This window comes from Kitasatospora sp. NPDC092286 (assembly GCF_044755565.1).
GTDB lineage: Bacteria > Actinomycetota > Actinomycetes > Streptomycetales > Streptomycetaceae > Kitasatospora.
Window position 1 is genome coordinate 131,443 of the sequence record NZ_JBIVRD010000020.1, and the last position, 24,054, is coordinate 155,496.

The following is a 24,054-nucleotide window of genomic DNA, read 5'->3' on the forward strand; positions in this document are numbered from 1 at the left end:
GAACTCCAGTCGTGTGGGCGATGCCGTACGGGACACCGCCGTTCGATGGGCGGGTCGATTCAATCGGCCCCAGCCCACCGTGCACGGACGAAACGCGGTCCGCCACTCCATCGGGGCACGACCACCCGAACGCACGAACGAGCCCCGAACCCGGGCCCTACGCGTCGGCGATCCGGGCCTGGACGAGCGGCAGCGCGCGGGTGCCCGGGGTGGGAGGCCCGCTCACCGGCGGCCGTCCAGCACGGAGCGCAGCACGTCGATCCGGTTGCTGGTGATGGAGGCGACGCCGGCGGCGCGCAGCCGGCGCATGGTGCGGCGCAGGTCGGCGGTCCAGGTGGAGACGGCGAGCCCGGCGTCCCGGGCGGCGGCCGTGAGGTCGGGGGTGACCAGGCCGAACGGCGGGTTGAGGTAGCGCGGGCGCAGGTCGTCGAGCAGCGCCCGGGCGGGCAGGCCCGGCTGCTTCCAGGTGAGCGCGATCTCGGCGTCCGGGGCGAGGGCGCGGACGGCGAGCATCGCGGTGGCCGGGCCGCAGAAGGCGACCCGCCGCTCGGCACCGAGGGCGGTGACGGCCTCCCAGGTGGCGGCGGCCGGGTGCGGGTCGTCGAGGTCGATGAGCAGCCGGGCGGCCGGGGTTCCGGCCACCGTCTTGACCGCCTCGGCGAGGGTGGGCACGGCGAGGGCGCCGTCGCGCAGTTCGTCGAGCTGGTCGAGGGTGACCCGGCGGATGGGGCGCGGGTCGCCCCAGAGGCGTTCGAGCGTCGGGTCGTGCAGCAGGACGGGCACGCCGTCCCGGGTGAGCTGGACGTCGACCTCGACGGCGTCGGCGCCGGCGGCGAGCGCGGACCCGACGGAGGGCAGGGTGTTCTCGCGGTGGCGGTACGGGTCGCCGCGGTGGGCGACGGCGAGCACCGGGCGGGCGGGGTCCGGGGTCCCGGCGGCGCTCATCGGGTCTTCCCCGCGAGCCAGGGGGACAGGTGGTGGTAGGTGACGGCCTCGCGGTAGCCGGGCTCGCCGGGCACGGTGACGATCAGCGTGCAGGAGGGCGGGAAGGTCCGCTGCCTGACGTGGACCAGGCCGGTCCAGACCGAGTTGAGGAAGGCGGGCACGCTGTCCCGGGGGACGTCGAAGGCGATGCCGTCGAGGGTGACCACGGCCTCGTCGTGGACGAAGAGGCGGACGGTGATCTCGGGGCGGCCCGCTATCTCCAGCAGGGCCTCGTGCGGGACGGCGTCGAGTTCCGGGCCGTCGGCGCCGACGAGGCCGGCGAAGGTCTGGTCGCGGCCGATGTCGTGGCTTGCGCGGACCTCGCGGCCGTGCCGGGCGGCCATCGCCTCGACCGCGAACACGGCGCTCTGGGTGGACGGCAGCGGCGGATGGGACATCGGTGGTCGGCCTTTCCTGAACGGGCGGTGGGTGGACGGGCGGTGGGCGGACGGGTCAGCGCCGTTCGATCATCACATTGGTCGACTTGATGACGGCCGTCGCGGGGGCGCCGGGCACCAGTTCGAGCTCCTCCGCGGACTCCCGGCTGATCAGCGAGACCACCCGGAACGGTCCGGCCTGGATCTCCACCTGGGCCGCGACATCACCGAGCACCACGGCGGTGACGATCCCGGGGAAGCGGTTGCGGGCGGAGGACGGCCGCCCCTCGGCCTCGGCGGTCTCGGGGCGGGCGAGCTCCCGGGCGAACGCGGCGAGCTGGGCGCCGGGGATGATCCGGTGGCCGTGCTCGTCCCGCTCGGCGGCGACCCGGCCGGCGTCCACCCAGCGCCGCATGGTGTCGGCGCTCACGCCGAGCAGCGCCGCGGCCTCGCCGATGCGGTACGGGTTGACCGGCGCCTCGGGCTGGCCCATGTGCGACTCCTGACGGTGGATCGGGATCGGGGGAAGGGGCCCGGGTGCGCGACGGCGGCGCGGGCCGGTCCTCGCCGCCATCCTGCCGTACGGGGCGCCCACCCGGCCAAGCGGAGCGCCCCGGGGGCTACGGCTCGCCGAAGAGGTCCCGGCGGAGGGCGTCACCGGCGGTGAGCACGGCGCCGCTGAGGATCGCGCCGCCGCCCGCCGTACCCGGGCGGACCTCGGTGCGCAGCGGGGAGAGCTCGGCGAGCCGGCGCTCGACCCGCCCGGCGAGCTCGGCCCCGCCGGCCCGGCCGATCTCGCCGCCGAGGACCACACAGCCCGGGTCGAGCACGACGCAGACGGCGGCCGCGCCGACGGCTATCCGCGCGGCCAGCTCGTCCAGGAACGCCGCGCCGTGCTCCCCCGCGGCGAGTGCGGCGCGGACGGCGGCCTCGGCGGCGGGCGCGTCGCGGGCCGGGCCGGCGGGCAGGCCGTGGGCGCGGGCGAGGTCGCAGATCGCGGCGCTGCCGGCCAGGCTGTGGAAGCCGCCCTTGGAGACGGTGGCGGTCGGCAGGCCGCCGGTGCCGGGCACCGGCAGGAAGCAGATCTCGCCGGTGCCGCCGGAGGCACCGCGGCGCAGCCGGCCGTCGAGGATGACGGCGGCGCCGACGCTGTGGCCGAGCCAGAGCAGGACGAAGGTGTCGCGGTCGCGGGCGGCGCCGACCCGGTACTCGGCGCGCCCGGCCAGGTTGACCTCGTTCTCCAGGATCACGTCGGTGTCGGGCAGCTCGCGCAGGGCGGCGAGCAGTTCGGCGTGCCAGCCGGGCAGCGAACCGGTGCTGTTGAGCCGGCCGGTGGCCGGGTCGACCAGGCCGGGGGCGCCGACGGCGACGGTGTGCAGCCGCTCGACGCCGACCCTGCGGGCGGTGTCCAGCAGCGCGCGGACGATCCGCGCGGCGACGGCGCGGTCCGGCTCACCGCCGTCACTGCCGTCACCGGGATCGCCGTCGGAGCCGCCGTCGAGGTCGCCGTCGTCGTCGCAGCCGCCGGAGCGCCGCCCGACCGGGAGCTCGGCGCCGGCCAGGGTCCGTCCGGCGAGGTCGGCGACGACCAGGCTGACGCCGACCGAGCGGACGTCGATGGCGGCGATGTGGGCCCGGGAGGCGACCAGGGCGTACAGCCGGGCGTTGGGGCCGCGCCGCTGCTCGCCGCGCTCGCCGACCACGGCGACCAGGCCGCTGCGCTGCAGCCGTTCCAGCAGGTCCGCGACGGTGGGCCGGGACAGGCCGGTCAGACCGCGCAGCTCGGTCGCGGTCAGTGGTCCCTGTTCGAGCAGCAGGTTGAGCGCCAGCCGGTCGTTGATCGCCCGGGCGGTGCTCGGCGTCGCCGTACGCACGGTGGTCATGGAAGTGCATCCTTCCAGAGTGTTTCTATCAGGGTCCCTTCCTGATAATTTATCGAACCGCACCGCAGGAGCGCGAACAGCGCCGCGCGGGCAGACCTAGAACAGGAACCACCCACAGGGCACCGCCGCGCCGACCGCGCGGCCGGGAGGGATCACCGGATGACCGACACCTTGACCGGGAAACCGCAGGAGCCGCTGGAATCCCCGCGCCGGGCCAGAACCAGCATCGCGCTGGTGTTCGCCGTGCACGGGGCCGTCGGCGGCAGCTTCGTCACCCGCATCCCCTGGATCCAGCACCGGCTCGACCTCTCCCCCGGCCAGCTCGGCCTGGCCCTGGTGATGCCCGCGATCGGCTCCTCCCTGGCGATGCCGCTGGCCGGGCGGTTCGTGCACCGCTACGGCGGGCGGGCGGCGCTGCGCGGGCTGATCGCGCTCTGGTGTCTGGCGCTGGCGCTGCCCGCGCTCGCCCCCTCGCTGCCGGCGCTCTGCCTGGCGCTGCTGGTGTACGGCGCGACGGCCGGCATGGCGGACGTCGCGATGAACGCGCAGGGCGTGGACACCGAGGAGCTCCTGGGCCGCTCGATCATGTCCGGGCTGCACGGGATGTGGAGCGCGGGCGGGCTGGTCGCCTCCGGCTTCGGCATCCTCGCCGCCCACCAGGACCTGGACGCCCGGCTCCAGCTGGCCGTCACCGCGCTGGTGCTGCTGGCCCTGGCGCAGCCGGTCTGCCGGGCCCTGCCCGACCTGCGGACGGCCCAGGAGAGCGAGGCCCCGCCCCGGTTCGCGCTGCCGCCGCGCAGTTCGCTGGTGATCGGGCTGGTCGCCTTCTGCGCGGTGTTCGCCGAGGGCGCCTCGATGGACTGGAGCGGCGTCTACCTGCGGGACGTCACCGGCGCCTCGGCGACCGTCGCGGCCGCCTCGTACACCGCGTTCTCGCTGACCATGGCGGTCAGCCGGCTGGCCGGGGACGCGGCGATCCGCCGGCTCGGCGCCGTCCGGGCGACCAGGCTGAGCGGCGCGATCACCACCGTCGGCGGCCTGCTGGTGGTGGCCGCCGACAGCCCGGCGCTGGCGATCCCGGGCTTCGCGCTGATCGGGGTCGGGGTGGCGGTGGTCGTCCCGCTCGCCTTCGCGGCGGCCGGCCGGATCGGCACCAACCCGAGCCAGGCCATCGCGGGCGTCGCGACCGTCACCTACACCTCGGGCCTGGTGGCCCCGGCCATCATCGGCGTGCTCGCCCAGGCCACCTCGCTCACCGTCTCCTTCGGCGTGGTCACGGCGCTCGCCTTCGCCCTGCTGCTCGGCGCGGGCGCGCTGCGCCGGGCGGAGCCGCAGCACACCGGACTCCCGGCCACCGAAGACACGGCCGCCGGAAACATGGCGACCGGAAAATCGGCGACCCCGAAATCGACCACCGAAAACGTGACCGCACTGTCACCGGAAAAGCCTTCCAAAAACAATCTCCCGGCGATATGATCGCACCACAACGGGGAATTTCTCGCTAATATCGCCGACTGCCGGGCACGCCAGTGCCCGGCAGTTCCGCGACCAGCGAAGGAATTCCCCATGTGCTACGACGCCGATGCCGTACCCCCCGTGCCCGCCCCCACCGACCGGCAGTCGGTCCAGGCCGGGCCGCTCACCCTGACTTCCGGCGACGGGACGGAATTCGCCGCGTTCCTGGCCCTTCCGGCACATTCCACCGGTCCGGGGGTGCTCGTCCTGCCGGACAACCGGGGGCTTTCCGGTTTCTACCGGCAGACCGCCACCCGGCTCGCCGAACACGGCCACCCGGCCCTCGCGCTCGACTATTTCGGCCGCACCGCAGGTGGCGACCCGGAAAAGCGCGCACCGGAATTCGGTGAAATGCCGAACCTGCTGCCCCACCTGCTCGCCCTCACCCCGGACGGCCTGGACGCCGACCTCACCGCCGGCATCGACCGGCTGCGCGCGACCGGCGCGCCCGAGGTGGTCGCACTCGGCTTCTGCTTCGGCGGCCGGCAGGCGTTCCGCGCCGCCGCACCCCGCTTCGGCCTGGCCGGCGCGGTCGGCTTCTACGGCTACCCGGACGCCATCAACGGCTCGCCCGGCCCCACCCAGCTCGCCGCCGGGCTGACCGCGCCGATCCTCGCCCTCTGGGGCGGCGCCGACGAGTCGATCCCGCCCGCGACGGTCGCCGCCTTCGACGCCGCACTCACCGCCGCGGGGTGCCCGCACATCTTCATGAATTACCCGCAGGCTCCGCACAACTTTTTCGAACTCGGCGCTGTCGAACACTCCGACGCGGCCAGGGACGCCTGGCAGCGACTGCTCGACTTCCTGGCCGGTCCCGGCCGGCCCCGGCCGGTCTGACCCCCGGTCACCAGTGCCGCGCACCACATCTCGGGGAGGAACCCGCATGACCGACCACACCCGCGCGACGCGGCGGCTCGGCTCCGCCGCCGCCGTCCTCGCGCTCGCCGCCGGCCTCGCCGTCGCCGCACCGGCGTCCCGGGCCCGGGCCGAGACCTCCAGCCAGTTCGAGATCGTGAACCTCGCCACCCGGCAGTGCCTGGAGGTCGCCGACTGGCGGACCGACGACGGCGCCCCGGTCCGCCAGTGGCCGTGCACCGGCGGCGACAACCAGAAGTGGGTCTGGACCGACAACGACGAGCTGGTCAACGTCCACAGCGGCAAGTGCCTGGAGATCCCCGCCTACAGCACCACCCCGGGCACCCAGGCCGGCCAGTGGCACCGCAACGGCGGGCGGAACCAGGTCTGGAGCGACGCGGGCCGCCTGCACAGCGGCCTGCGCACCATCGCCAACGTCAACAGCGGCCTCCTGCTGGACGTCGCCGGCGCCTCCACCGCGCCCGGCACACCCGTGATCCAGTGGGAGCCCAACCACGGCGACAACCAGACCTGGTTCTACTCGCCGTGGCCCACCGGCCCGCACAACTGACCGTGCGCCACCACGCCTCGCCCCCGCACCGCGCATCCGAGGAGGATCCATGCCCGCACCCCGCGGCGTCATCGGACGTCTGGGCTCCACCGCCACCGCCCTCGCCGCCGCCGCGGCCCTGGCGGTCGTGGTGACGCCGGGCCAGGCGCAGGCCGCGACATCGATCGCGTTCGAGATCGGCAACGCGGCCACCGGCAAATGCCTGGAGGTCGCCGACTGGCGCACGGACAACGGCGCCCCGGTCCGCCAGTGGAGCTGCACCGGCGGAGACAACCAGAAATGGGTCCGGACCGACCGCCACGAACTGGTCAACGTCCACAGCGGCAAGTGCCTGGAGATCCCCGCCTACAGCATCAAGTGGGGCGCTCAGGCCGGCCAGTGGACGTGCGACGACGGGCTGAACCAGTCCTGGTCGGAGACCCTCGTGCACCACAGCGGGATCCACACCCTGAACAACGGCTACAGCGGCCTCGTCCTGGACCTCTACGGCTTCGACGGGACCGACGGCGCGGCGATCACCCAGTGGGGGCGCAACGGCGGTCTCAACCAGGCCTGGTTCTACTCCCCGTGGCCGTCCGACCCGATCGGCTGACCTCCCCGCGCGACCGCGGCTCCCGACCCACCCCGTACCCCATCACACCCCTCAGGAAGAGTCCATGACCTTACGAACCGTCCTCGGCCGACGACTCGGTTCGGCCGCCGTCGGCCTCGTGGCGATCGCCGGCCTCGCGCTCGCGGCGCCCGCCGCCTCGGCCGGGACCGCCGACGACGAACCGGTCGAGATCAGGAGCGGCGCCTACGGGAGCGGGACGAACACGTGCCTGGAGGTCGCCGACTGGCGAACCGACGACGGCGCCCCGGTCCGGATCTGGCAGTGCACCGGCGGCGACAACCAGAAATGGACGCTGACCGGCCACGGCTGGGTGAACCTGCACAGCGGCAAGTGCCTGGACGTGCCGGGCTTCAGCACCGTCTGGGGCACCCGGGTCGACCAGTGGACCTGCGACGGCGGCGACAACCAGATGTGGACCGACCCGATGCTCGGACACACCGGCCAGGCCCGCTGGATCGTCAATCACCACAGTGGTCTCTATCTGGATGTCTACGGCGGCGGCACCGCCAACGGCACCCCGGTGATCCAGTGGGAGCGCAAAACGGCCTCCCCCAACCAGATCTGGAGCTACAACCCGTACACACCGATCTTCGGGATGGCATAGACCGCCCAGGTGCCCCCGGCGCACCCGGCCGGAGGCACCGGTTACGCTCGGGCGGTGCCCGCACCCGCACCGCCCGTGCCACCGATGACACCCGTCCCACCGCCCGCCGCCGCGCCGCGCTCGCCGTGGCCGCGGTTCGCCCTGCTGCTGGTGATCCTCGGCGCGGCGGCCGGCTCCCTGCTGCTGTGGAGCCCGACGTCCCTGCTCTCCGGCGGGCTGCCCGCCGGGGTGCCCGGGTACTGGCTGGCCCCGGTGTTCGTCGGCGTCTACGCGGTGGGGACGCTGGCCTTCGTACCGCGGCCGGCGCTGAACGCGGCCGCCGGGCTGCTGCTCGGCATCCAGCAGGGCGTGCTGCTGGCCGTCCTCGGGACGGCGCTCGGCGCGGCGGCGGCGTTCGCGCTGGGCCGGCTGCTCGGGCGGGACGCGCTCCGCCCGTACCTGCGCGGGCGGATGCTCGGCGCGCTGGACCGCCGGTTCACCGAGCAGGGGTTCCGCAGCGTCCTGCTGCTGCGCCTGCTGCCCGGACTGCCGTTCCAGGCCGGCAACTTCGGCGCGGCCTTCTCCGGCGTGCGGTTCCTGCCGTTCCTGACCGCCACCGCGATCGGCGTGGTGCCGACCACGGCGGTGTACGTCACGGCGGCGGCCAGCGCGGGCGAGCCGGGCTCGGCGGCGTTCCTGGTGTCGGCCGGGACGATCGCGGCACTCGGCCTGGTGAGCCTGGTCTCGCTCTGGCGGGCCGCCGTCCGCCGGCGGTCCGCGGCGGCGTAGCGGACCACGGCGGCGCGGCGGTCCGCCCGGGCGCCGGCCGGGACGTCAACAACAGGCGCCTACCGACCGGCTATTCGGTCGCTTCGGCCGCACGGTTGCGCCAGGATGAGCGCCATGACGACCACCACCCCACGGGTCGAGCCCCCGTTCGCGGCCGACGAGACGGCCATGCTGACCGCCTGGCTCGACTTCCACCGCGCCACTCTCGCCGTCAAGTGCGAGGGCCTGACCAGCGAGCAGCTGCGGCTGCGCTCGGTCCCGCCGTCCGGCCTCTCGCTGCTCGGCCTGGTCCGGCACATGGCCGAGGTCGAACGCCACTGGTTCCAGGGCACCCTGCTCGGCGCCGATACCGCCACCGGCCACTACTGGACGGCGGAGGACCCGGACGGCGACTTCGACCACGTCGACACCGCGGACGCCGAGGCGGACTTCGCCACCTGGCGGGCCGAGATCGCGGCCGCCCGGCAGGCCTGCGAGGGGCTGCCGCTGGAGACCGTCGGCAAGCTCCCGCGCCACGGCCAGGAGGTCACACTCCGCTGGATCCTGGTCCACATGATCGAGGAGTACGCCCGGCACAACGGACACGCCGATCTGCTCCGCGAACTGGTGGACGGTGTCACCGGGGAATGAAATCGTTCCCGCATTGTTGACAGAAGGTCAATTAGGTGGCGCCCCCGACCGATATGGTCTATGCGCGCAACCGCGCACCGTACACCAGCGTCCCCTCTGTTGCCCGGGTTCGCCCGGGTTTCCGGCGCGGCACGACTCGTACGGGGGTCGCGAGCGGGCACGGGACCGGTGATCAGTGCGATACTCGGACAGTTCCGGCGAGTGGATGACGTGTCAGAAGGCACGCGCACCCGAGGGGACGCGTACGGGACGAGACGAGGGAGGCGCGGCATGGGAGCACTTCGCGACGAGCACCACAACGGGTGGCTGATGCCCTCCGGGAACTACCCGGCCGCGGTGTACGACGACGAGTGGGTCGAGCAGGAGACGGTGCCGTCCTCCCCCGCCCCCACGAAGATCGTCTCCCTGCGGCCGACCGGCTTCGACGCCGCCAGGGCGGTCGGGGAGCACATCCGGGCCTGCACCCCGGTCGTGATGGACCTCACCGAGATGGACGACGCCGAGGCCAAGCGGATGGTCGACTTCGCGTCGGGGCTGATCTTCGGCACCCGCGGCGGGATCGAGCGGATCGCCCGCCGGGTGTTCCTGCTCACCCCGTCGGACGTCGAGGTCATGGTGATCGACCGGCCGCTGGACGACACCGGGTTCTACAACCAGAGCTGACGCCCGAGGGTCCGCGACCGGGGACGGCAATCGCCGTCCCCGGTTTTTTGCTGCCCTCACCCAGGCCGCACCCCGACCCAGGGGCCTCATCTGAGGCACAGAAGAAACGAATGAGACATCAATGTCTCATCTGACCTACACTTGCCCCATGGCCACCGATCGCGACACCGTCCTCGAAGCCGCCGTCGGCGTGCTCTCCCGCCGCCCGACCGCCCACCTGGACGAGATCGCGCGCGCCGCCGGCATCAGCCGCGCCACCCTGCACCGGCTGTTCCCCGGCCGGGAGGCGCTGACCCGCGAGGTCGGCCTGCTCGGCCTGCGGAAGTTCGGCGCCGCGCTGGACACCGCCGCCGTCGAGGACGGCGACGCGCACGCCGCGCTGCGCCGCCTGGTCGACGCGATCGTCCCGGACGCCGCGCTCTGCGCCTTCCTCACCGGTGAGAACCAGCTCTACGACGACGACAGCGTCAACGAACTCTGGGAGTCCCAGATCGCCCGGCTGCACGCGCTCTTCCTCCGCGGCCAGCAGCAGGGCGTGTTCCGCGTCGAGCTCTCCGCCGGCTGGCTCAGCGAGGCCTTCTTCGACCTGGTGGCCGGCGTCGGCTGGGCCGTCCAGGACGGCCGGCTCGCCCCCCGCGACGGCGCGTTCTCGCTCGCCGAGCTCTTCCTCGGCGGCGCGCTGAGAACCCGTCCCACCGACTCCTGACCACGCACCTCGGACCGGAAACCGGAAACCGATACCCCATGAGCAGCACCGTCCACGCCCACCCCCGCCAGCGCTGGACCGGCCTCGCCGTCCTCGTCCTGGCCGTCACCCTGGTCGCCGTCGACGCGACCGTCCTCTCCCTCGCCATCCCGTCGATCAGCGAGACGCTGCGCCCCAGCGGCACCCAGCTGCTCTGGATCGGCGACGTCTACTCCTTCGTGCTGGCCGGCCTGCTGGTCAGCATGGGCTCGCTGAGCGACCGGATCGGGCGCAAGAAGCTGCTGCTCGCGGGCTCCGCCGCGTTCGGCGCCGCCTCGCTGCTGGCCGCCTACGCGCCCGGCCCCGGCTGGCTGATCCTGGCCCGCGCGCTGCTCGGCGTGGCCGGGGCGACGATCATGCCCTCCACCCTGTCGCTGATCCGCGGCCTCTTCCCCGACGACCGCGAGCGGGCCACCGCCATCGGCATCTGGGGTGCGGCCGCCACCGCCGGCGCCGCGCTCGGCCCGGTGGTCGGCGGGGTGCTGCTGGAGCACTTCTGGTGGGGCTCGGTGTTCCTGCTGAACATCCCCGTGGTCGTCCTGCTGCTGGTGCTCGGCGGCCGGCTGCTGCCCGAGTCGAAGGACCCGAAGCCGGGCCGCTGGGACGTGCTGAGCGTCGCGCTCTCGCTGGCCGGGGTGATCGGCGTGGTCTACGCGATCAAGGAGGCCGCCGCGCACGGTGTGGTCCGCTGGGACGTCCCCGTCACCGCCGTACTGGGCGCCGCCGCGCTGACCGTCTTCGTCCGCCGTCAGCTGCGCCTGGACACCCCGCTGCTGGACGTCCGGCTCTTCGCCGACCGCCGCTTCACCGCCGCCGTGCTGGCCTCGCTCACCGCGCTGGTCGGGCTCTCCGGTGTGGTCTTCGTGACCTCGCAGTACCTGCAGCTGGTGCGCGGCTACGAGCCGCTGAAGGCGGGCCTGGCCGAGCTTCCGGCCTTCGCCGGCGCGGTGGTCGGCGGGCTGCTGACCGCCCGGCTGGCCCGGCGCACCGGCGCCCGGACGGCGCTCACCCTCGGTCTGCTGGCGATGGGCACCGGCATCGGCCTGCTCGGCTGGGTACAGCAGGACACCACCTACCTGCTGCTGGCCGCCGCCTTCCTGATCGTCGGCACCGCCGAGGGCGTGGTCTACACGCTCGGCGCCGACCTGGTGCTGGGCGCCGCGCCCGCCGAGAAGGCCGGCGCCGCGTCGGCGGTCTCCGAGACGGCGTACGAGCTGGGCACCGCGCTGGGCATCGCCCTGGTCGGCTCGGTGGTCGCCTCGCTCTACACGGGCGGGCTGGCCGTCCCGGCCGGGACGGACCCGGAGGCGGCCGCCCGGGCGGGCGAGTCGCTGGGCGGCGCGGTGGAAGCCGCGCACGGTCTGCCGCAGACCCTGGCCGAGCCGCTGCTGGCGAGCGCCCGGGACTCCTTCGTGCACGGCATGAACACCGCCGCGCTGCTGGCCGGCGCCCTGCTGCTGGCCGCCTCGGCGCTGGCCTGGCGGCTGCTGCGCGGGGTCGACCGGCCGACGGCCGGCGGGCAGGTCAGTGAGCAGGTCAGTGAGCAGACCGGGCCGCGGAGCACGGCGCACGCGAAGACCCGCGGCTGAGCGGCGAGGGCCTGTCCGGCAACCCCTAGGAGGTCCCGAACGGCAGCTCCAGCTCCGCCCAGACCACCTTGCCGTCCCTGGTCAGCCGGGTGCCCCAGCGCTGGGCCAGCTCGCTGACCAGGAACATGCCGCGCCCGCCCTCGTCGTGCTCCGCGAACGGGCGCAGCTGGGGCGCCGGACCGCCCGTGTCGGCGACCTCGACGGTGAGCACCCGGTCGCGGAAGAGGCGCAGCCGGCGCGGGGCGTCGGCGTGCAGCAGGGCGTTCGTGACCAGCTCGCTGACCAGCAGCTCGGCGTAGTCGGCGAGCGCGGTCAGGCCCCAGGCGGCGAGGGTGGCGCGGGTGAACCGGCGGGCCTTGCCGGGCAGCCGGCCGCCGCCGCTGAGCGGGAGGGTGGCGACCCGGTCGGCGGGCAGCGGCAGCACCCGGGCCATGATCATCGCGATGTCGTCGTCGGTGCCGTCGGTGACCAGGGCGCCGAGGACGGCGTCGCAGCTCTCCTCCAGGGTGCGGCCCGGCCCGGAGAGGGTGCGGGCGAGCCGGTCGATGCCCTTGTCGATGTCCTGGCCGCGCCGTTCGACCAGGCCGTCGGTGTAGAGGGCGACCATGCCGCCCTCGGGGAGGGTGAACTCGGTGCTCTCGAAGGCCACGCCGCCGACGCCGAGCGGGACCCCGGGCGGGACGTCCACCGTGTCGGCGGTGCCGTCGGGGGCGACCCGGACCGGGGGCAGATGGCCGGCCGAGGCGATCTGCACGGTGCGTTCCAGCGGGTCGTAGACCGCGCAGATACAGGTGGCGAACTGGCTCTCGCCGATGCCGGAGGCCGTCTCGTCGAGGCGGGTGAGGACCTGCTCGGGCGGCATGTCCAGGGTGGCCAGGGTACGGGCGACGGTCCGCAGCTGGCCCATCGTGGCGGCGGCCCGGATGCCGTGGCCCATCACGTCGCCGACCACCAGGGCGACCCGGCCGCAGGAGAGCGGGACGACGTCGAACCAGTCGCCGCCGACCTCGCTGACCACGCTGCTCGGCAGGTAGCGGTAGGCGATCTCCAGGCCGAGGGTCCGGTGGATCTCCTGCGGCAGCAGGCTGCGCTGGAGGGTGAGCGCGGTCTCGCGCTCACGCCGGTAGAGCCGGGCGTTGTCGATGGCGAGGGCGGTGCGGGCGACGAGTTCCTCGGCGAGGGCGACGTCGGCGGCGGTGAACGGCTCGGAGTTGCGCATGCGGATGAACTCGGAGCCGCCGAGGACCATGCCCCGGGCGGTGAGCGGCACCATCAGGTACGAGTGGATGCCCGCCTCGATGCCGGGGGCGACCCGTTCCTCGGTGGCGACCAGGCCGCGCAGCACCTCCTCGTCCACCTGGGCGCGCAGCAGCGGGCGGCCGCTGCGCAGGCACTGGGTGTAGTTGCGGTCGGGGGCGTACTCGGAGACCTCGCCGACGGTGTCGACGGCGTGGGCGAGGCCGGACTCGTAGGACTCGCCGACGGCGACGGCGCGCAGCTGGACCGAGCGGTCGGCCGGGATGGCGGCGGGCTCGGCGCCGCGCAGGACGGGCTCCAGCAGGTCCACGGTGGCGAAGTCGGCGAAGCGCGGGACGACGGCCTCGATCAGTTCCTCGGCGGTGCGCTGGAGGTCGAGGGTGGTGCCGATCCGGGCGGTGGCCTCGGCGATGGTGGCGAGGCGTTCCTGCGCGCGGGCGGCGCGGGCCTCGGCCTGGAAGCGTTCGGAGACGTCGATGATGGAGGAGCAGACCCCGAAGACCCGGCCGGTGGAGTCCTCCAGCCGGAAGTAGGAGGCGGACCAGGCCCGGTCGCGCTGCGGGTCGCCGGGGACGCGGCCGTGCGAGCGGGCGTCGACCACCGGCCTGCCGGTGCTGAGCACCTGTCTCATGATCTGTTCGATCTCGGCGCTGTTGATGCCGGGCAGGACGGCGCCTATCCGGCGGCCGAGATGCTCGGCGACGGACCTGCCGTTCATCCGGGCGAGGGCCTCGTTGAGGCGGACGTAGCGCAGCTCGGTGTCGTAGACGGCCATGCCGATCGGGGACTGCCCGAAGATGCCGTCCAGGACGGCGAGGTCGGCCTCGATCTGGTGCAGGGCCCGGGTGTCGGAGGCGGTGGCGAGCATCAGCAGGGTGCCGCCGGGGCCGGCGATCGGGTAGGTGCGGAACTCCAGCTGGAGCAGGCGGCCGTCGCGGTGGCGGACCGGGAAGACGCCGGACCAGCCGGTGCCGCTCATGATCCGGTCGAACAGGGCGAGCATCTCGGGGCGGTCGGTGTCGTCGCCCAGCAGCCGGGCGGCGTAGCTGCCGACGGCCTCCTCGGCGGTGTAGCCGAGCAGGGTCTCGGCGTCCTCGCTCCAGTGCAGGATCAGTCCGTCGTCCTGGAGCAGCGCGGTGGCGAGCGGGACCAGCCGGTGGCCGTCGAGGCGTGTGGGGGCACCGCCCGGTGCGGGGCCGGCGGCGTTGGTCGCGTCCCACTCGTGTCCGTGCATGATGAGGCAGCACCCCGGTTCGGCTCGTTCCCGGCCGGGGGCGGTCCATGCGGTCCCGTACCGACCGGGGTTCTTCTCCAGACTGCACGGACATCGGCCCCCCGGCGACCCCTTGGTCAGGGGCCGGCCGGACGGGCCGGGGTGTACGGGCGTCATGGGCGTACCGGGCGCAGCGTACCCTCCAGAACGCCCGCCCACTGCCGGATCACCCCGGATCGTCTGGCGCGGTCGTCGGTGAGCAGGTTGGCCAGGCCGAGACCGCGGGCGAGGTCGAGGGTGGCCTGCACGGATTCCCGGACGCCGGGGACGGTCTCGTCGGCGTCCAGGAACTCGACGGCGGCGCGGTGGGCCTCGCGGCCGACGTGACCCTCCAGGGCGATGATCCGCTCACGCAGCGGTTCCTCGGTGGCGGCGGCGGTCCACAGGTGCAGGGCGGCCCGGAACAGCGGGCCGGTGTAGAGGCGGACGATCATGTCGACGACGGCCTCGGTGCGGGCCGGGCCGGCGGCCGGCAGCCGGTCCGCGTGGGCGCGGACGGCGGCCAGCCGCTCGGCGGTGACATGCTCGACGGCCGCCGTGAAGAGGTCCTCCCGGGTCGGGAAGTGGTGCTGGGCCGCGCCGCGCGAGACTCCGGCGCGTTCGGCGACCACGGTGACGGTGGAGCCGTGCCAGCCGAGTTCGGCGAGGCAGTCCACGGCCGCGGAGAGCAGCCGCTGCCGGGTGGCGCGGCTGCGGTCCTGCTGGGGTGTGCGGGCGTGGGGTGTGCGGGCGGCGGCGGGCCGGGCGGCCGGGCGGGTGGTCATCGGCGGTGGCGGTCCCCTCGTGGTGCGGTGCGGGCCGGGTGTGCGGTGGCGCGGCGGGCCCGGGGGTCCGTGCCCCTGCCCGCGCCGGTGGCACGGTGCTCCGGTGCGGGCGGGGTCGATCCTCGCAGACGGGCCGGTGGCCGCCGCGGCCGGTCAGCGGGCGGCCTCCCGGGCCCGCAGCTCGCGGCGGAGGATCTTGCCGGCCGCCGACTTGGGGACGGTGTCCAGGAACTCGACCACGCGCACCTTCTTGTAGGGGGCGACCCGGCCGGCCACGAAGGCGGTGACCTCCTGCTCGGTGAGCGTGCTGCCGGGGGCGCGGACCACGAAGGCCTTGGGGCACTCGGTGCCGTCGGCGTCCGGCACCCCGATCACGGCGGCGTCGGCGATCTGCGGATGGGTGAGCAGCAGGGCCTCCAGCTCGGCGGGGGCGACCTGGTAGCCCTTGTACTTGATCAGCTCCTTGACCCGGTCGACGACGTGGAGGTAGCCGCGGTCGTCCACGTAGCCGATGTCGCCGGTGTGCAGCCAGCCGTCGGCGTCGACGGTGGCGGCGGTGTCGGAGGGACGGCCGAAGTACCCCTTCATCACCTGCGGGCCGCGGATCAGCAGCTCCCCCGGCTCGCCGGGGCCGAGGTCGGCGCCGGTGCCGTCCAGCGCGGCGACCCGCAGCTCGGTGGAGGGCACCATCCGGCCGACCGATCCCGGCGAGGGGTCGCGTTCGTCGGGCGAGACGATGTGGGAGACCGGTGACAGCTCGGTCATGCCGTAGCCCTGGAGGAGGTGCGGCAGGCCGAGCCGCTTGGCGCAGGCGTCGGCGAGTTCGTTGTCCAGCGGGGCGGCCGCGCAGAGCAGGTACCGCACCGAGGAGAGGTCGAAGCGGTCGACCATCGGGTGCTTGGCGAGGGCGATCGCGATCGGCGGGGCCACGATCAGGGCCTGGACGCGCTGTTCCTCGATGGTGCGGCAGAACTGCTCCAGCTCGAAGCGGGGCAGCACGACGACGGTGGCGCCGCAGCGCAGCGGCTGGTTGAGCAGCGCGGCGAGGCCGTAGATGTGGAAGAAGGGGAGGACGGCGAGGGTCCGCTCGCCGACCGCGGGCCGGTAGAGGGCGTCGGTCTGGGCGAGGTTGGTGGCGATCGAGCGGTGGGTGAGCATCACGCCCTTGGGCAGGCCGGTGGTGCCGCTGGAGTAGGGCAGGACGGCGATGTCGGTGCCCGGGTCGATGGCGACCTCGGGTGCGGGGCCGGTGGTGGCGAGCAGGTCGGCCAGCGAGCGGTGACCCTCGGCGCCGTCCAGGACGATGATCTCGGCGAGCGGGCGGCCGTCGGCGGCCAGCATCCGCGCGGTCTGCCGGGCGACGGACAAGAAGGGCGAGACGGTGACCAGCCAGCGGGCGCCGCTGTCGCGCAGTTGGGAGGCCAGTTCGGTGGGGGTGGCGAGGGAGGAGACGGTGGTCACGGTGGCTCCGGCCCGGGTGGCACCGTAGAAGGCCATCGGGTAACCGATCGTGTTCGGGCTGAACAGTGCCACCACGTCGCCCTTGCGGACGCCCGCGGCGGCCAGCCCGGCGGCGACCCGGCGCACGGCCTCGCCGAGCCGGGCGTGGCTGACCGTCTCCCCCGTGATGCCGTCGATCAGGGCCGGCAGTTCCCCGAAGCGGTCCGCGGCTCCCAGTACCGCGTCGTGGATGGGCAGATCGACGATTCCGACGTCCGGGAACTCACTGCGGAACACCAAGGCGTGCCTCCAGGTGGATGGTTGACGCAGGGGTGGAGGGCCGGCCGGTGGTCCGGTGCGCGGCCGGCCGGCCGGGCGCACGGCATGAAGCCTACGGAGCGTGCGCGCGCCCTACGCCATTGTGACGAACCGCGCGGGCCTCGGCACGTGACGCGCCTGCCCGGGGCCGCCGGCCGCCCCGGTTTTCGGCGGCTTTCCGGCTGCTTTCCGACGGCTTTCGGCGGCTTTCGGCGGCGGGGAGATGACGGTTGGTCAGGAGGGGGGGTCCGGCGGCGCCGGGGCGGGCCCCTCCCGGCCGCGCCGTCCGGCCGTCGTCCCCGCCGTCGCTCGAAGGCGGGCCGTCAGTAGGACTTGGGCAGGCCGAGGGTGTGCTGGGCGACGTAGTTGAGCACCATCTCCCGGCTGACCGGGGCGACCCGGCCGACCCTGGTGGCGGCCAGCAGGGCGCCCAGCCCGTACTCCTGGGTGAGGCCGTTGCCGCCGAGGGTCTGCACCGCCTGGTCGACCGTCCTGGCGGCGGCCTCGCCGGCCGCGTACTTGGCCATGTTGGCGGCCTCACCTGCGGCTTCGTCCTCGCCCTCGTCGTAGAGCAGGCCGGCCTTCTGGGTCATCAGCCGGGCGAGTTCGATCTCCACCGCGCACTGGGCGAGCGGGTGGGCGAGGCCCTGGTGGGCGCCGATCGGGGTGGACCAGACGGTCCGTGTCCTGGCGTACTCGACGGCCCGGCCGAGGGCCTGACGGGCGAGGCCGAGCGAGAAGGCGGCGGTCATGATCCGCTCGGGGTTGAGGCCGGCGAAGAGCTGGAACAGCCCGGCGTCCTCGTCGCCGACCAGGGCCTCGGCGGGGAGCCGCACGTCGTCCAGGAAGACCTGGAACTGCTTTTCGGGAGCGACGAGTTCCATCGGGATCGGACGGTAATCAAACCCGGGCGTGTCGCGCGGGACGACGAACAGGGCGGGCCTGAGCCGGCCGGTCCGCGCGTCCTCGGTGCGGGCGACGAACAGGACGGCGTCGCAGTGGTCGATGCCGGAGACGAACACCTTGCGGCCGGTGAGCAGCCAGTCCTCGCCGTCGCGGCGGGCGACGGTGGAGATGCGGTGGGAGTTGGAGCCGGCGTCCGGTTCGGTGATGCCGAAGGCCATCTTCCGGGTACCGTCGGAGAGTCCGGGCAGCCACTGCCGCTTCTGCGGCTCGGTGCCGTAGCGGGCGATCACCGTGCCGCAGATCGCCGGGGAGACGATCAGCAGCAGCAACGGGCATCCGGCGGTGCCGAGTTCCTCCAGGACGATGGCCAGGTCGGTGATGCCGCCGCCCCCGCCGCCGTACTCGACGGGCAGGTTGACGCCGAGGTAGCCCGCTTTGCCCGCCTCCGCCCAGAGCTCGTCGGGGGCCTGGCCCGCGCGGGCCTTGCCGAGGTAGTACGGCGAGCCGTAGCGGCGGCCGAGATCGGCCACCGCCCGGCGCAGCGCCTCGCGTTCGGGGGTCTCGATCAGTCGGCTGCCGGGGGTGGCGGTGCGCGGTGCGGACATGGGGTGGTCCTTCCGGGCGATGCGGCGTCGGGGAGTTGACGAACGGGGTGGGGCGCGCGGGTGGTGGGCGCGCGGGGGTGGGTGCTCGGGCGCGGGTCTCAGGGGGCCGGCCGCACGACGGCGAGCAGGGTGCCGGGTTCCACCTGCTGGCCCGGGGCGACGCGGAGCTCGGCGAGGGTGCCGTCGGCGGGGGCGGTCACCCGGTGCTCCATCTTCATCGCCTCCAGCCAGAGCAGCGGCTGGCCGGCGGTGACGGTGTCGCCGACGGTGGCGGCGGTGCGGACGACGGTGCCGGGCATCGGGGCGAGGAGGGCGCCCGGGTCGGCCCGGACGGCCGGGTCGGGGAAGCGGTCGACGGCGGTGAGCACGGTGGCGCCGGCCGGGGAGTCGACGTGGACCAGGTCGCCGTAGCGCGCGACGCGGTAGCCGCGCCGGACGCCGCCGGTGTCGAGGACGACCCGGTCGGGGTCGGCGCGGACCAGGACGGTGCCGGGGTGCCCTTCGGCGTCGAGCCCGGTGCGGCCGAACCGGTAGCGCACCTCGTACTCGGTGCCGTCGGCGGCGGTGTAGCGCCTGCTCTGCGGCTGGGAGGGGAGGTTGCGCCACCCGGAGGGCAGCGCGCGGCCGGCCCGGCCGGCGGCGGCGTCGGCCAGCGCGGCGGCGAGGACGGCCGTCGGATCGGCCCCGGGGGCGGCGGTGAGCGCCACCGTGTGTTCGGCGAGGAAGGCGGTGTGCACCCGGCCGGCCAGGAAGCCGGGGTGGCGCAGCGCAGCGCCGAGCAGGTCCCGGTTGGTGGCCGGGCCGTGGATCCGGGCACGGGTGAGCGCGTCGGCGAGGCGGCGGGCGGCGGCGGCCCGGGTGGGCGCCCAGGCGATGACCTTGGCGAGCAGCGGGTCGTAGTGGACGCCGATGCTGCTGCCGGGCTCGACGCCGGAGTCCAGGCGCAGGCCGGTGTCGCCGGGCGCGGTGGTGAACTCGGCGGTGACGCCGGGGATGTCGAGGAGGTGCAGGGTGCCGGTCCGGGGCTGCCAGTCGTGGGCCGGGTCCTCCGCATAGAGGCGGGCCTCGATGGCGTGGCCGCGCGGGGCGGGCGGGTGCGGGGCGGGCAGCGGTTCGCCCTCGGCGACGCGCAGTTGGAGGGCGACCAGGTCGAGTCCGGTGACGCACTCGGTGACGGGGTGCTCGACCTGGAGGCGGGTGTTCATCTCCAGGAAGTGGAACCGGCCGTCGGGGGCGAGCAGGAACTCGGCGGTGCCGGCCCCGGTGTAGCCGATGGCCCGGGCGGCGGTGACGGCGGCGGCGTGCAGGGCGGCGCGCGTCGCGTCGTCGAGCCCGGGGGCCGGGGTCTCCTCGATCACCTTCTGGTGGCGCCGCTGGAGCGAGCAGTCGCGTTCGCCGACGGCCCAGACGGTGCCGTGGGCGTCGGCGAGCAGCTGGACCTCGACGTGCCGGCCGGTGGGCAGATAGCGTTCGCAGAACACCTCGTCGGAGCCGAAGCTCTTCGCCGCCTCGGCGCGGGCGGCGGCGAGCGCCGGCGCCAGCTCGTCCAGCCGGCGGACCACCCGCATCCCTCGTCCGCCGCCGCCGGCCGCGGCCTTGACCAGCAGCGGGAGGTCGGCCTCGGTGGGCGCGGCGAGCGCGTCGAGGACGGGCACCCCGGCGGCGGCCATCAGGCGTTTGGCGGCGGTCTTGGAGCCCATCGCGGCGATCGCGGCCGGGGGCGGCCCGACCCAGGTGAGGCCGGCGCCGACGACGGCCCGGGCGAACTCCGCGTCCTCGGAGAGGAAGCCGTAGCCGGGGTGCACGGCGTCGGCTCCGGCCGCGAGGGCGGCCGCGACGAGCAGGTCCCCGCGCAGATAGGTGTCGGCGGGCGCGGCGCCGGGGAGGCGGACGGCGGTGTCGGCCTCGCGGGTGTGCGGGGCGTCGGCGTCCGGGTCGGCGAACACCGCGGTGGTGGCGATCCCGAGGTGGCGGCAGGTCCGCAGGACGCGGCGGGCGATCTCGCCCCGGTTGGCGACCAGCAGGTGGGTGATCAGCACGGTGGAACCCCTCACATCCGGAAGACGCCGTAGCCGCGCGCGCCTTCGACGGGCGCGTTGTGGATCGCGGAGAGGCAGAGGCCGAGCACCGTCCGGGTGTCGCGCGGGTCGATCACCCCGTCGTCGTAGAGCCGGCCGGAGAGGAAGACCGGCAGCGACTCCGCCTCGATCTGCTGCTCGACCATCGCCCGGACCGCGGCGTCCGCGTCCTCGTCGTAGGGCCGGCCCTTGGCGGCGGCCGACTGCCGGGCGACGATCGACAGCACGCCGGCTAGCTGCTGCGGGCCCATCACCGCGGACTTGGCGCTCGGCCAGGAGAACAGGAAGCGCGGCTCGTAGGCGCGGCCGCACATGCCGTAGTGGCCGGCCCCGTAGGAGGCGCCCATCAGCACGGAGAGGTGCGGCACCCGGGAGTTGGCGACGGCGTTGATCATCATCGCGCCGTGCTTGATGATGCCGCCCTGCTCGTAGTCCCTGCCGACCATGTAGCCGGTGGTGTTGTGCAGGAAGAGCAGCGGGATGTCGCGCTGGTTGGCGAGCTGGATGAACTGCGCGGCCTTCTGCGACTCCTGACTGAACAGCACGCCCTGCGCGTTGGCCAGGATGCCGACCGCGTAGCCGAACAGCCGGGCCCAGCCGGTGACGAGGCTGGTGCCGTAGAGCGGCTTGAACTCGTCGAAGTCCGAACCGTCGACGATCCGGGCGATCACCTCGCGCGGATCGAAGGGCACCTTGAGGTCGCCGGGGACGATGCCGAGCAGTTCGTCCTCGTCGTACGCCGGCGGCGGGGCGGACGGGTCCGGGTCGGGGCCGGGCTTGCGATGGTTCAGCCGGGCGACGATCCGGCGGGCGAGGCGCAGCGCGTCCGGCTCGTCCACCGCGAAGTGGTCGGCGAGGCCGGAGGTGCGGGCGTGCATCTCGGCGCCGCCGAGCGACTCGTCGTCGGACTCCTCGCCGGTGGCCATCCGCACCAGCGGCGGGCCGCCGAGGAAGACCTTGGCGCGTTCCTTCACCAGCACGGTGTGGTCGGACATCCCCGGCACATAGGCACCGCCGGCCGTGGAGTTGCCGAACACGACGGCGACGGTGGGGATTCCGGTGGCGGAGAGCCGGGTGAGGTCGCGGAAGAGCGCGCCGCCGGGGATGAAGATCTCCTTCTGGCTGGGCAGGTCGGCGCCGCCGGACTCGACCAGGTTGACCAGCGGGAGGCGGTTGGTGAGGGCGATCTCGTTGGCGCGCAGGGCCTTGCGCAGGGTCCAGGGGTTGCTGGCGCCGCCGCGCACGGTCGGGTCGTTGGCGGTGATGACGCACTCGACGCCCTCGACCACGCCGACGCCGGTGACCAGTGCGGCGCCCACCGGGTGGTCGCTGCCCCAGGCGGCGAGCGGGGAGAGTTCCAGGAACGGCGCGTCCCGGTCGGTCAGCAGCTCGATCCGTTCGCGCGGCAGCAGCTTGCCGCGGGCGCGGTGCCGTTCGACGTACCGGGGGCCGCCGCCGGCCAGCGCCTTGGCGTGTTCGGCGGCGAGGTCGGCGAGTTTGCCGAGCATCGCGGCGCGGTGCCCGGTGTGCTCGGCGCCGGCCGGGTCCACGCGGGTGGGCAGGACGGTCACAGCAGCGCCTCCGGGATGTCGAGGTGGCGGGAGCGCAGCCACTCCCCCAGGGCCTTGGCCTGCGGGTCGAACCGCGCCTGCGCGGCGACGCCCTCGCCGAGCAGGCCGGTGACGGTGAAGTTGAGCGCGCGCAGGTTGGGCAGCAGATGCCGGGTGACGGGCAGGCCGGCGGTCTCGGGGAGGAGTTCGCGCAGGCGGCGAACGGTGAGGGTGTGGGCGAGCCAGCGCCAGCCGGCCTCGTCGCGGGCCCAGACGCCGACGTTGGCGTCGCCGCCCTTGTCCCCGCTGCGGGCCCCGGCCACCAGGCCGAGCGGGGCCCGCCTGGTCGGGCCGTACCAGGGGGGCGGGTCGGACGGGGTGTCGTCCGGCGGGTTTTCGTCCGACGGGGTGTCGTCCGGCGGGGATTCGTCCGACGGGGATTCGTCCGGGCGGGTGACGGGCGCGGGCGGAATGGTGATCCGGCGGCCGTCGGCCAGGACGGCGGTGTGCTCGACCGCCGTCGCGGCGACCGGCACGGCCGTGAACACCCCGTACGGCGAGCCCGGCCCGGGCGGGGCGGTGAGGTGGAAGCCGGGGTAACCGGCCAGTCCCAACTCGACGGTGGCCCTGCCGAGTTCGCGGCCGACCTTGGCCGGGTCACGGTCCCGGGCGGTGAGCCGCAGCAGCGCGGAGGCGGTCTCCTCGGTGGCGGCGTCGGGATGGTCGGTGCGGGCGAGGGTCCAGCGCAGTTCGGCCGGGCGGTCCTGCGGCGGCAGGGCGTCCGCCAACTGCCGCCGCACCAGGGCGGCCTTGGCCTCGATGTCCAGCCCGGTGAGGACGAACACCACCTCGTTGCGGTGGCCGCCGAGCCGGTTCAGTCCCGCCTTGAGCGTCGGGGGCGGCGGCTCGCCGCACACCCCGTCGATCCGGACCCGGTCCGGACCGTCCTGGCGGAGCCGGACGGTGTCCAGCCGGGCGGTGACGTCCGGGCCGGGGTAGCGCGCCCCGGCCGTCTCGTAGAGGAGTTGGGCGGTGACGGTGCCGGTGGTGACGGCACCGCCGGTGCCCGGGTGCTTGGTGATGACGCTGGAGCCGTCGGCGTGCAGCTCGGCGATCGGAAAGCCGGGCCGGGTGACATCGTGCTCCCGGAAGAACGCGTAGTTGCCGCCGGTCGCCTGTGCCCCGCACTCCAGCACATGTCCGGCGACGACGGCCCCGGCGAGTGCGTCCAAGTCGCCCGGTTCCCAGCCGAAGTGGGCGATCGCCGGGCCGGCGACCAGCGCCGCGTCGGTGACCCGCCCGGTGACCACCAGCTCGGCACCGGCCTTCAGGCAGGCGGCGATACCGAACCCGCCGAGGTAGGCATTGGCGGCCAGCAGGCCCTCCGGGAGCCCGAGTTCGGCCCGGCGCGGCAGCAGGTCGTCCCCCTCGACATGGGCGACGGCGACGTCGATTCCCTGACGCTGCGCCAGTTCGCGCAGCGCGGAGGCCAGTCGGGCCGGATTGAGCCCGCCCGCGTTGACCACGATCCGGACCCCGCGCTCGCGCGCCAGGCCGAGGCACTCCTCCATCTGCCGCAGGAAGGTCCTGGCGTAGCCGAGCGACGGATCCTTCAGCCGGTCGCGGGCCAGGATGAGCATGGTCAGCTCGGCCAGATAGTCACCGGTCAGGACGTCCAGCGGCCCGCCGGTGAGCATCTCCCGGACGGCCGCGAAGCGGTCGCCGTAGAAGCCCGAGGCATTGCCGATCCGCAGTACCGCCCGCGATCGCACGAACGAGCCCCCTCTACCGGTGACTTGACGGATGCCGTCGGGCAGCAGCGTGGCACCGGCCGGAGGAAAAAGCAATCACGCCTGCTTGTTTTCCGGCGGAACGCACCGCGGCGACGGTGGTGGTTGCTGTGACCGGAACCGATAGGTGGCGGTTGGAACCGCCAACTGACGCCTCCCCGCTCCCGCTACGTTGAGTGACTGAGCCGTGACACGCTAGTTGGAACCTGGTCACGGGAGTTGGAACCAGTGCGGCTGGCGCCGACTAGGCTCACCTCCATGTCCGAGCCAGCCCCT

General features: G+C 74.3%; 21 protein-coding genes. 10 read left to right on the forward strand and 11 right to left on the reverse strand.

The features are described 5' to 3' along the window. Positions 1 to 222 precede the first annotated feature (222 nt). The 4 genes from ACIQIB_RS21575 to ACIQIB_RS21590 all read right to left on the reverse strand — a co-directional run bounded on the left by ACIQIB_RS21575 (position 223) and on the right by ACIQIB_RS21590 (position 3,244). On the reverse strand, positions 223 to 945 hold the full coding sequence (locus ACIQIB_RS21575; RefSeq protein WP_400655337.1) for a glycerophosphodiester phosphodiesterase: 723 nt from the start codon (positions 943 to 945) through the stop codon (positions 223 to 225). Beyond that, positions 942 to 1,382, reverse strand: a complete 441-nt coding sequence (locus ACIQIB_RS21580) for a hypothetical protein (RefSeq protein WP_400655334.1) — start codon at positions 1,380 to 1,382, stop codon at positions 942 to 944. Before ACIQIB_RS21580 ends, ACIQIB_RS21575 begins: the two co-directional genes overlap by 4 nt. 55 nt (positions 1,383 to 1,437) lie before the next feature. Further along, positions 1,438 to 1,854: a TOBE domain-containing protein gene (locus ACIQIB_RS21585; protein WP_363609861.1), complete on the reverse strand. Its 417-nt coding sequence runs from the start codon at positions 1,852 to 1,854 to the stop codon at positions 1,438 to 1,440. A gap of 127 nt (positions 1,855 to 1,981) precedes the next feature. Continuing rightward, positions 1,982 to 3,244 carry an ROK family transcriptional regulator gene (locus ACIQIB_RS21590; RefSeq protein WP_400759811.1) on the reverse strand — a complete coding sequence of 421 codons (1,263 nt, stop codon included), beginning with the start codon at positions 3,242 to 3,244 and terminating at the stop codon, positions 1,982 to 1,984. A gap of 159 nt (positions 3,245 to 3,403) precedes the next feature. On the opposite strand from ACIQIB_RS21590, the gene ACIQIB_RS21595 reads away from it, so the two are divergent. The 10 genes from ACIQIB_RS21595 to ACIQIB_RS21640 all read left to right on the forward strand — a co-directional run bounded on the left by ACIQIB_RS21595 (position 3,404) and on the right by ACIQIB_RS21640 (position 11,797). Next, positions 3,404 to 4,720, forward strand: a complete 1,317-nt coding sequence (locus tag ACIQIB_RS21595) for an MFS transporter (protein WP_363609857.1) — start codon at positions 3,404 to 3,406, stop codon at positions 4,718 to 4,720. A gap of 90 nt (positions 4,721 to 4,810) precedes the next feature. Continuing rightward, positions 4,811 to 5,596 carry a dienelactone hydrolase family protein gene (locus tag ACIQIB_RS21600; protein ID WP_400759814.1) on the forward strand — a complete coding sequence of 262 codons (786 nt, stop codon included), beginning with the start codon at positions 4,811 to 4,813 and terminating at the stop codon, positions 5,594 to 5,596. 46 nt (positions 5,597 to 5,642) lie between these two features. Beyond that, positions 5,643 to 6,185 (forward strand): RICIN domain-containing protein, encoded by a 543-nt coding sequence (locus ACIQIB_RS21605; protein WP_363609853.1) that lies wholly within the window; start codon positions 5,643 to 5,645, stop codon positions 6,183 to 6,185. Between the two features lie 49 nt (positions 6,186 to 6,234). Continuing rightward, positions 6,235 to 6,777, forward strand: coding sequence for an RICIN domain-containing protein (locus ACIQIB_RS21610; RefSeq protein WP_400759816.1), 543 nt, complete (start codon positions 6,235 to 6,237; stop codon positions 6,775 to 6,777). 64 nt (positions 6,778 to 6,841) lie between these two features. Further along, positions 6,842 to 7,402, forward strand: a complete 561-nt coding sequence (locus ACIQIB_RS21615) for an RICIN domain-containing protein (RefSeq protein ID WP_363609849.1) — start codon at positions 6,842 to 6,844, stop codon at positions 7,400 to 7,402. Positions 7,403 to 7,486: 84 nt separating this feature from the next. Beyond that, the gene (locus ACIQIB_RS21620) at positions 7,487 to 8,170 is read left to right on the forward strand and encodes a VTT domain-containing protein (RefSeq protein WP_363609847.1); all 684 of its coding nucleotides are present in this window, start codon (positions 7,487 to 7,489) and stop codon (positions 8,168 to 8,170) included. 114 nt (positions 8,171 to 8,284) lie between these two features. Beyond that, entirely contained in the window at positions 8,285 to 8,800 is a 516-nt protein-coding gene (locus ACIQIB_RS21625) for a DinB family protein (protein ID WP_363609845.1), read from the forward strand. Positions 8,801 to 9,070: 270 nt separating this feature from the next. Continuing rightward, positions 9,071 to 9,463 (forward strand): cell division protein SepF, encoded by a 393-nt coding sequence (locus ACIQIB_RS21630; RefSeq protein ID WP_400655316.1) that lies wholly within the window; start codon positions 9,071 to 9,073, stop codon positions 9,461 to 9,463. A gap of 148 nt (positions 9,464 to 9,611) precedes the next feature. Continuing rightward, a complete protein-coding gene (locus tag ACIQIB_RS21635) occupies positions 9,612 to 10,169 on the forward strand; it encodes a TetR/AcrR family transcriptional regulator (RefSeq protein ID WP_400655314.1) in 558 nt (185 codons plus the stop codon). A gap of 38 nt (positions 10,170 to 10,207) precedes the next feature. After that, positions 10,208 to 11,797, forward strand: a complete 1,590-nt coding sequence (locus tag ACIQIB_RS21640; protein ID WP_363609839.1) for an MFS transporter — start codon at positions 10,208 to 10,210, stop codon at positions 11,795 to 11,797. A gap of 25 nt (positions 11,798 to 11,822) precedes the next feature. Here ACIQIB_RS21640 and ACIQIB_RS21645 read toward each other — a convergent pair whose 3' ends face one another. The 7 genes from ACIQIB_RS21645 to ACIQIB_RS21675 all read right to left on the reverse strand — a co-directional run bounded on the left by ACIQIB_RS21645 (position 11,823) and on the right by ACIQIB_RS21675 (position 23,685). After that, positions 11,823 to 14,288 (reverse strand): SpoIIE family protein phosphatase, encoded by a 2,466-nt coding sequence (locus ACIQIB_RS21645; protein WP_363609837.1) that lies wholly within the window; start codon positions 14,286 to 14,288, stop codon positions 11,823 to 11,825. Between the two features lie 152 nt (positions 14,289 to 14,440). Further along, entirely contained in the window at positions 14,441 to 15,091 is a 651-nt protein-coding gene (locus tag ACIQIB_RS21650; RefSeq protein ID WP_363609835.1) for a TetR/AcrR family transcriptional regulator, read from the reverse strand. Between the two features lie 153 nt (positions 15,092 to 15,244). Further along, positions 15,245 to 16,828: a 4-coumarate--CoA ligase family protein gene (locus ACIQIB_RS21655; protein ID WP_400655524.1), complete on the reverse strand. Its 1,584-nt coding sequence runs from the start codon at positions 16,826 to 16,828 to the stop codon at positions 15,245 to 15,247. A gap of 344 nt (positions 16,829 to 17,172) precedes the next feature. Next, on the reverse strand, positions 17,173 to 18,360 hold the full coding sequence (locus ACIQIB_RS21660) for an acyl-CoA dehydrogenase (protein WP_363609831.1): 1,188 nt from the start codon (positions 18,358 to 18,360) through the stop codon (positions 17,173 to 17,175). 98 nt (positions 18,361 to 18,458) lie between these two features. Next, on the reverse strand, positions 18,459 to 20,396 hold the full coding sequence (locus tag ACIQIB_RS21665) for a biotin carboxylase N-terminal domain-containing protein (RefSeq protein ID WP_400759834.1): 1,938 nt from the start codon (positions 20,394 to 20,396) through the stop codon (positions 18,459 to 18,461). A 14-nt stretch (positions 20,397 to 20,410) separates the two neighbouring features. Then, complete coding sequence (locus ACIQIB_RS21670; RefSeq protein WP_400759820.1) at positions 20,411 to 22,009, reverse strand: acyl-CoA carboxylase subunit beta; 1,599 nt, start codon at positions 22,007 to 22,009, stop codon at positions 20,411 to 20,413. Then, the gene (locus ACIQIB_RS21675) at positions 22,006 to 23,685 is read right to left on the reverse strand and encodes an acyclic terpene utilization AtuA family protein (RefSeq protein WP_400759836.1); all 1,680 of its coding nucleotides are present in this window, start codon (positions 23,683 to 23,685) and stop codon (positions 22,006 to 22,008) included. Before ACIQIB_RS21675 ends, ACIQIB_RS21670 begins: the two co-directional genes overlap by 4 nt. Positions 23,686 to 24,054: the final 369 nt, after the last annotated feature.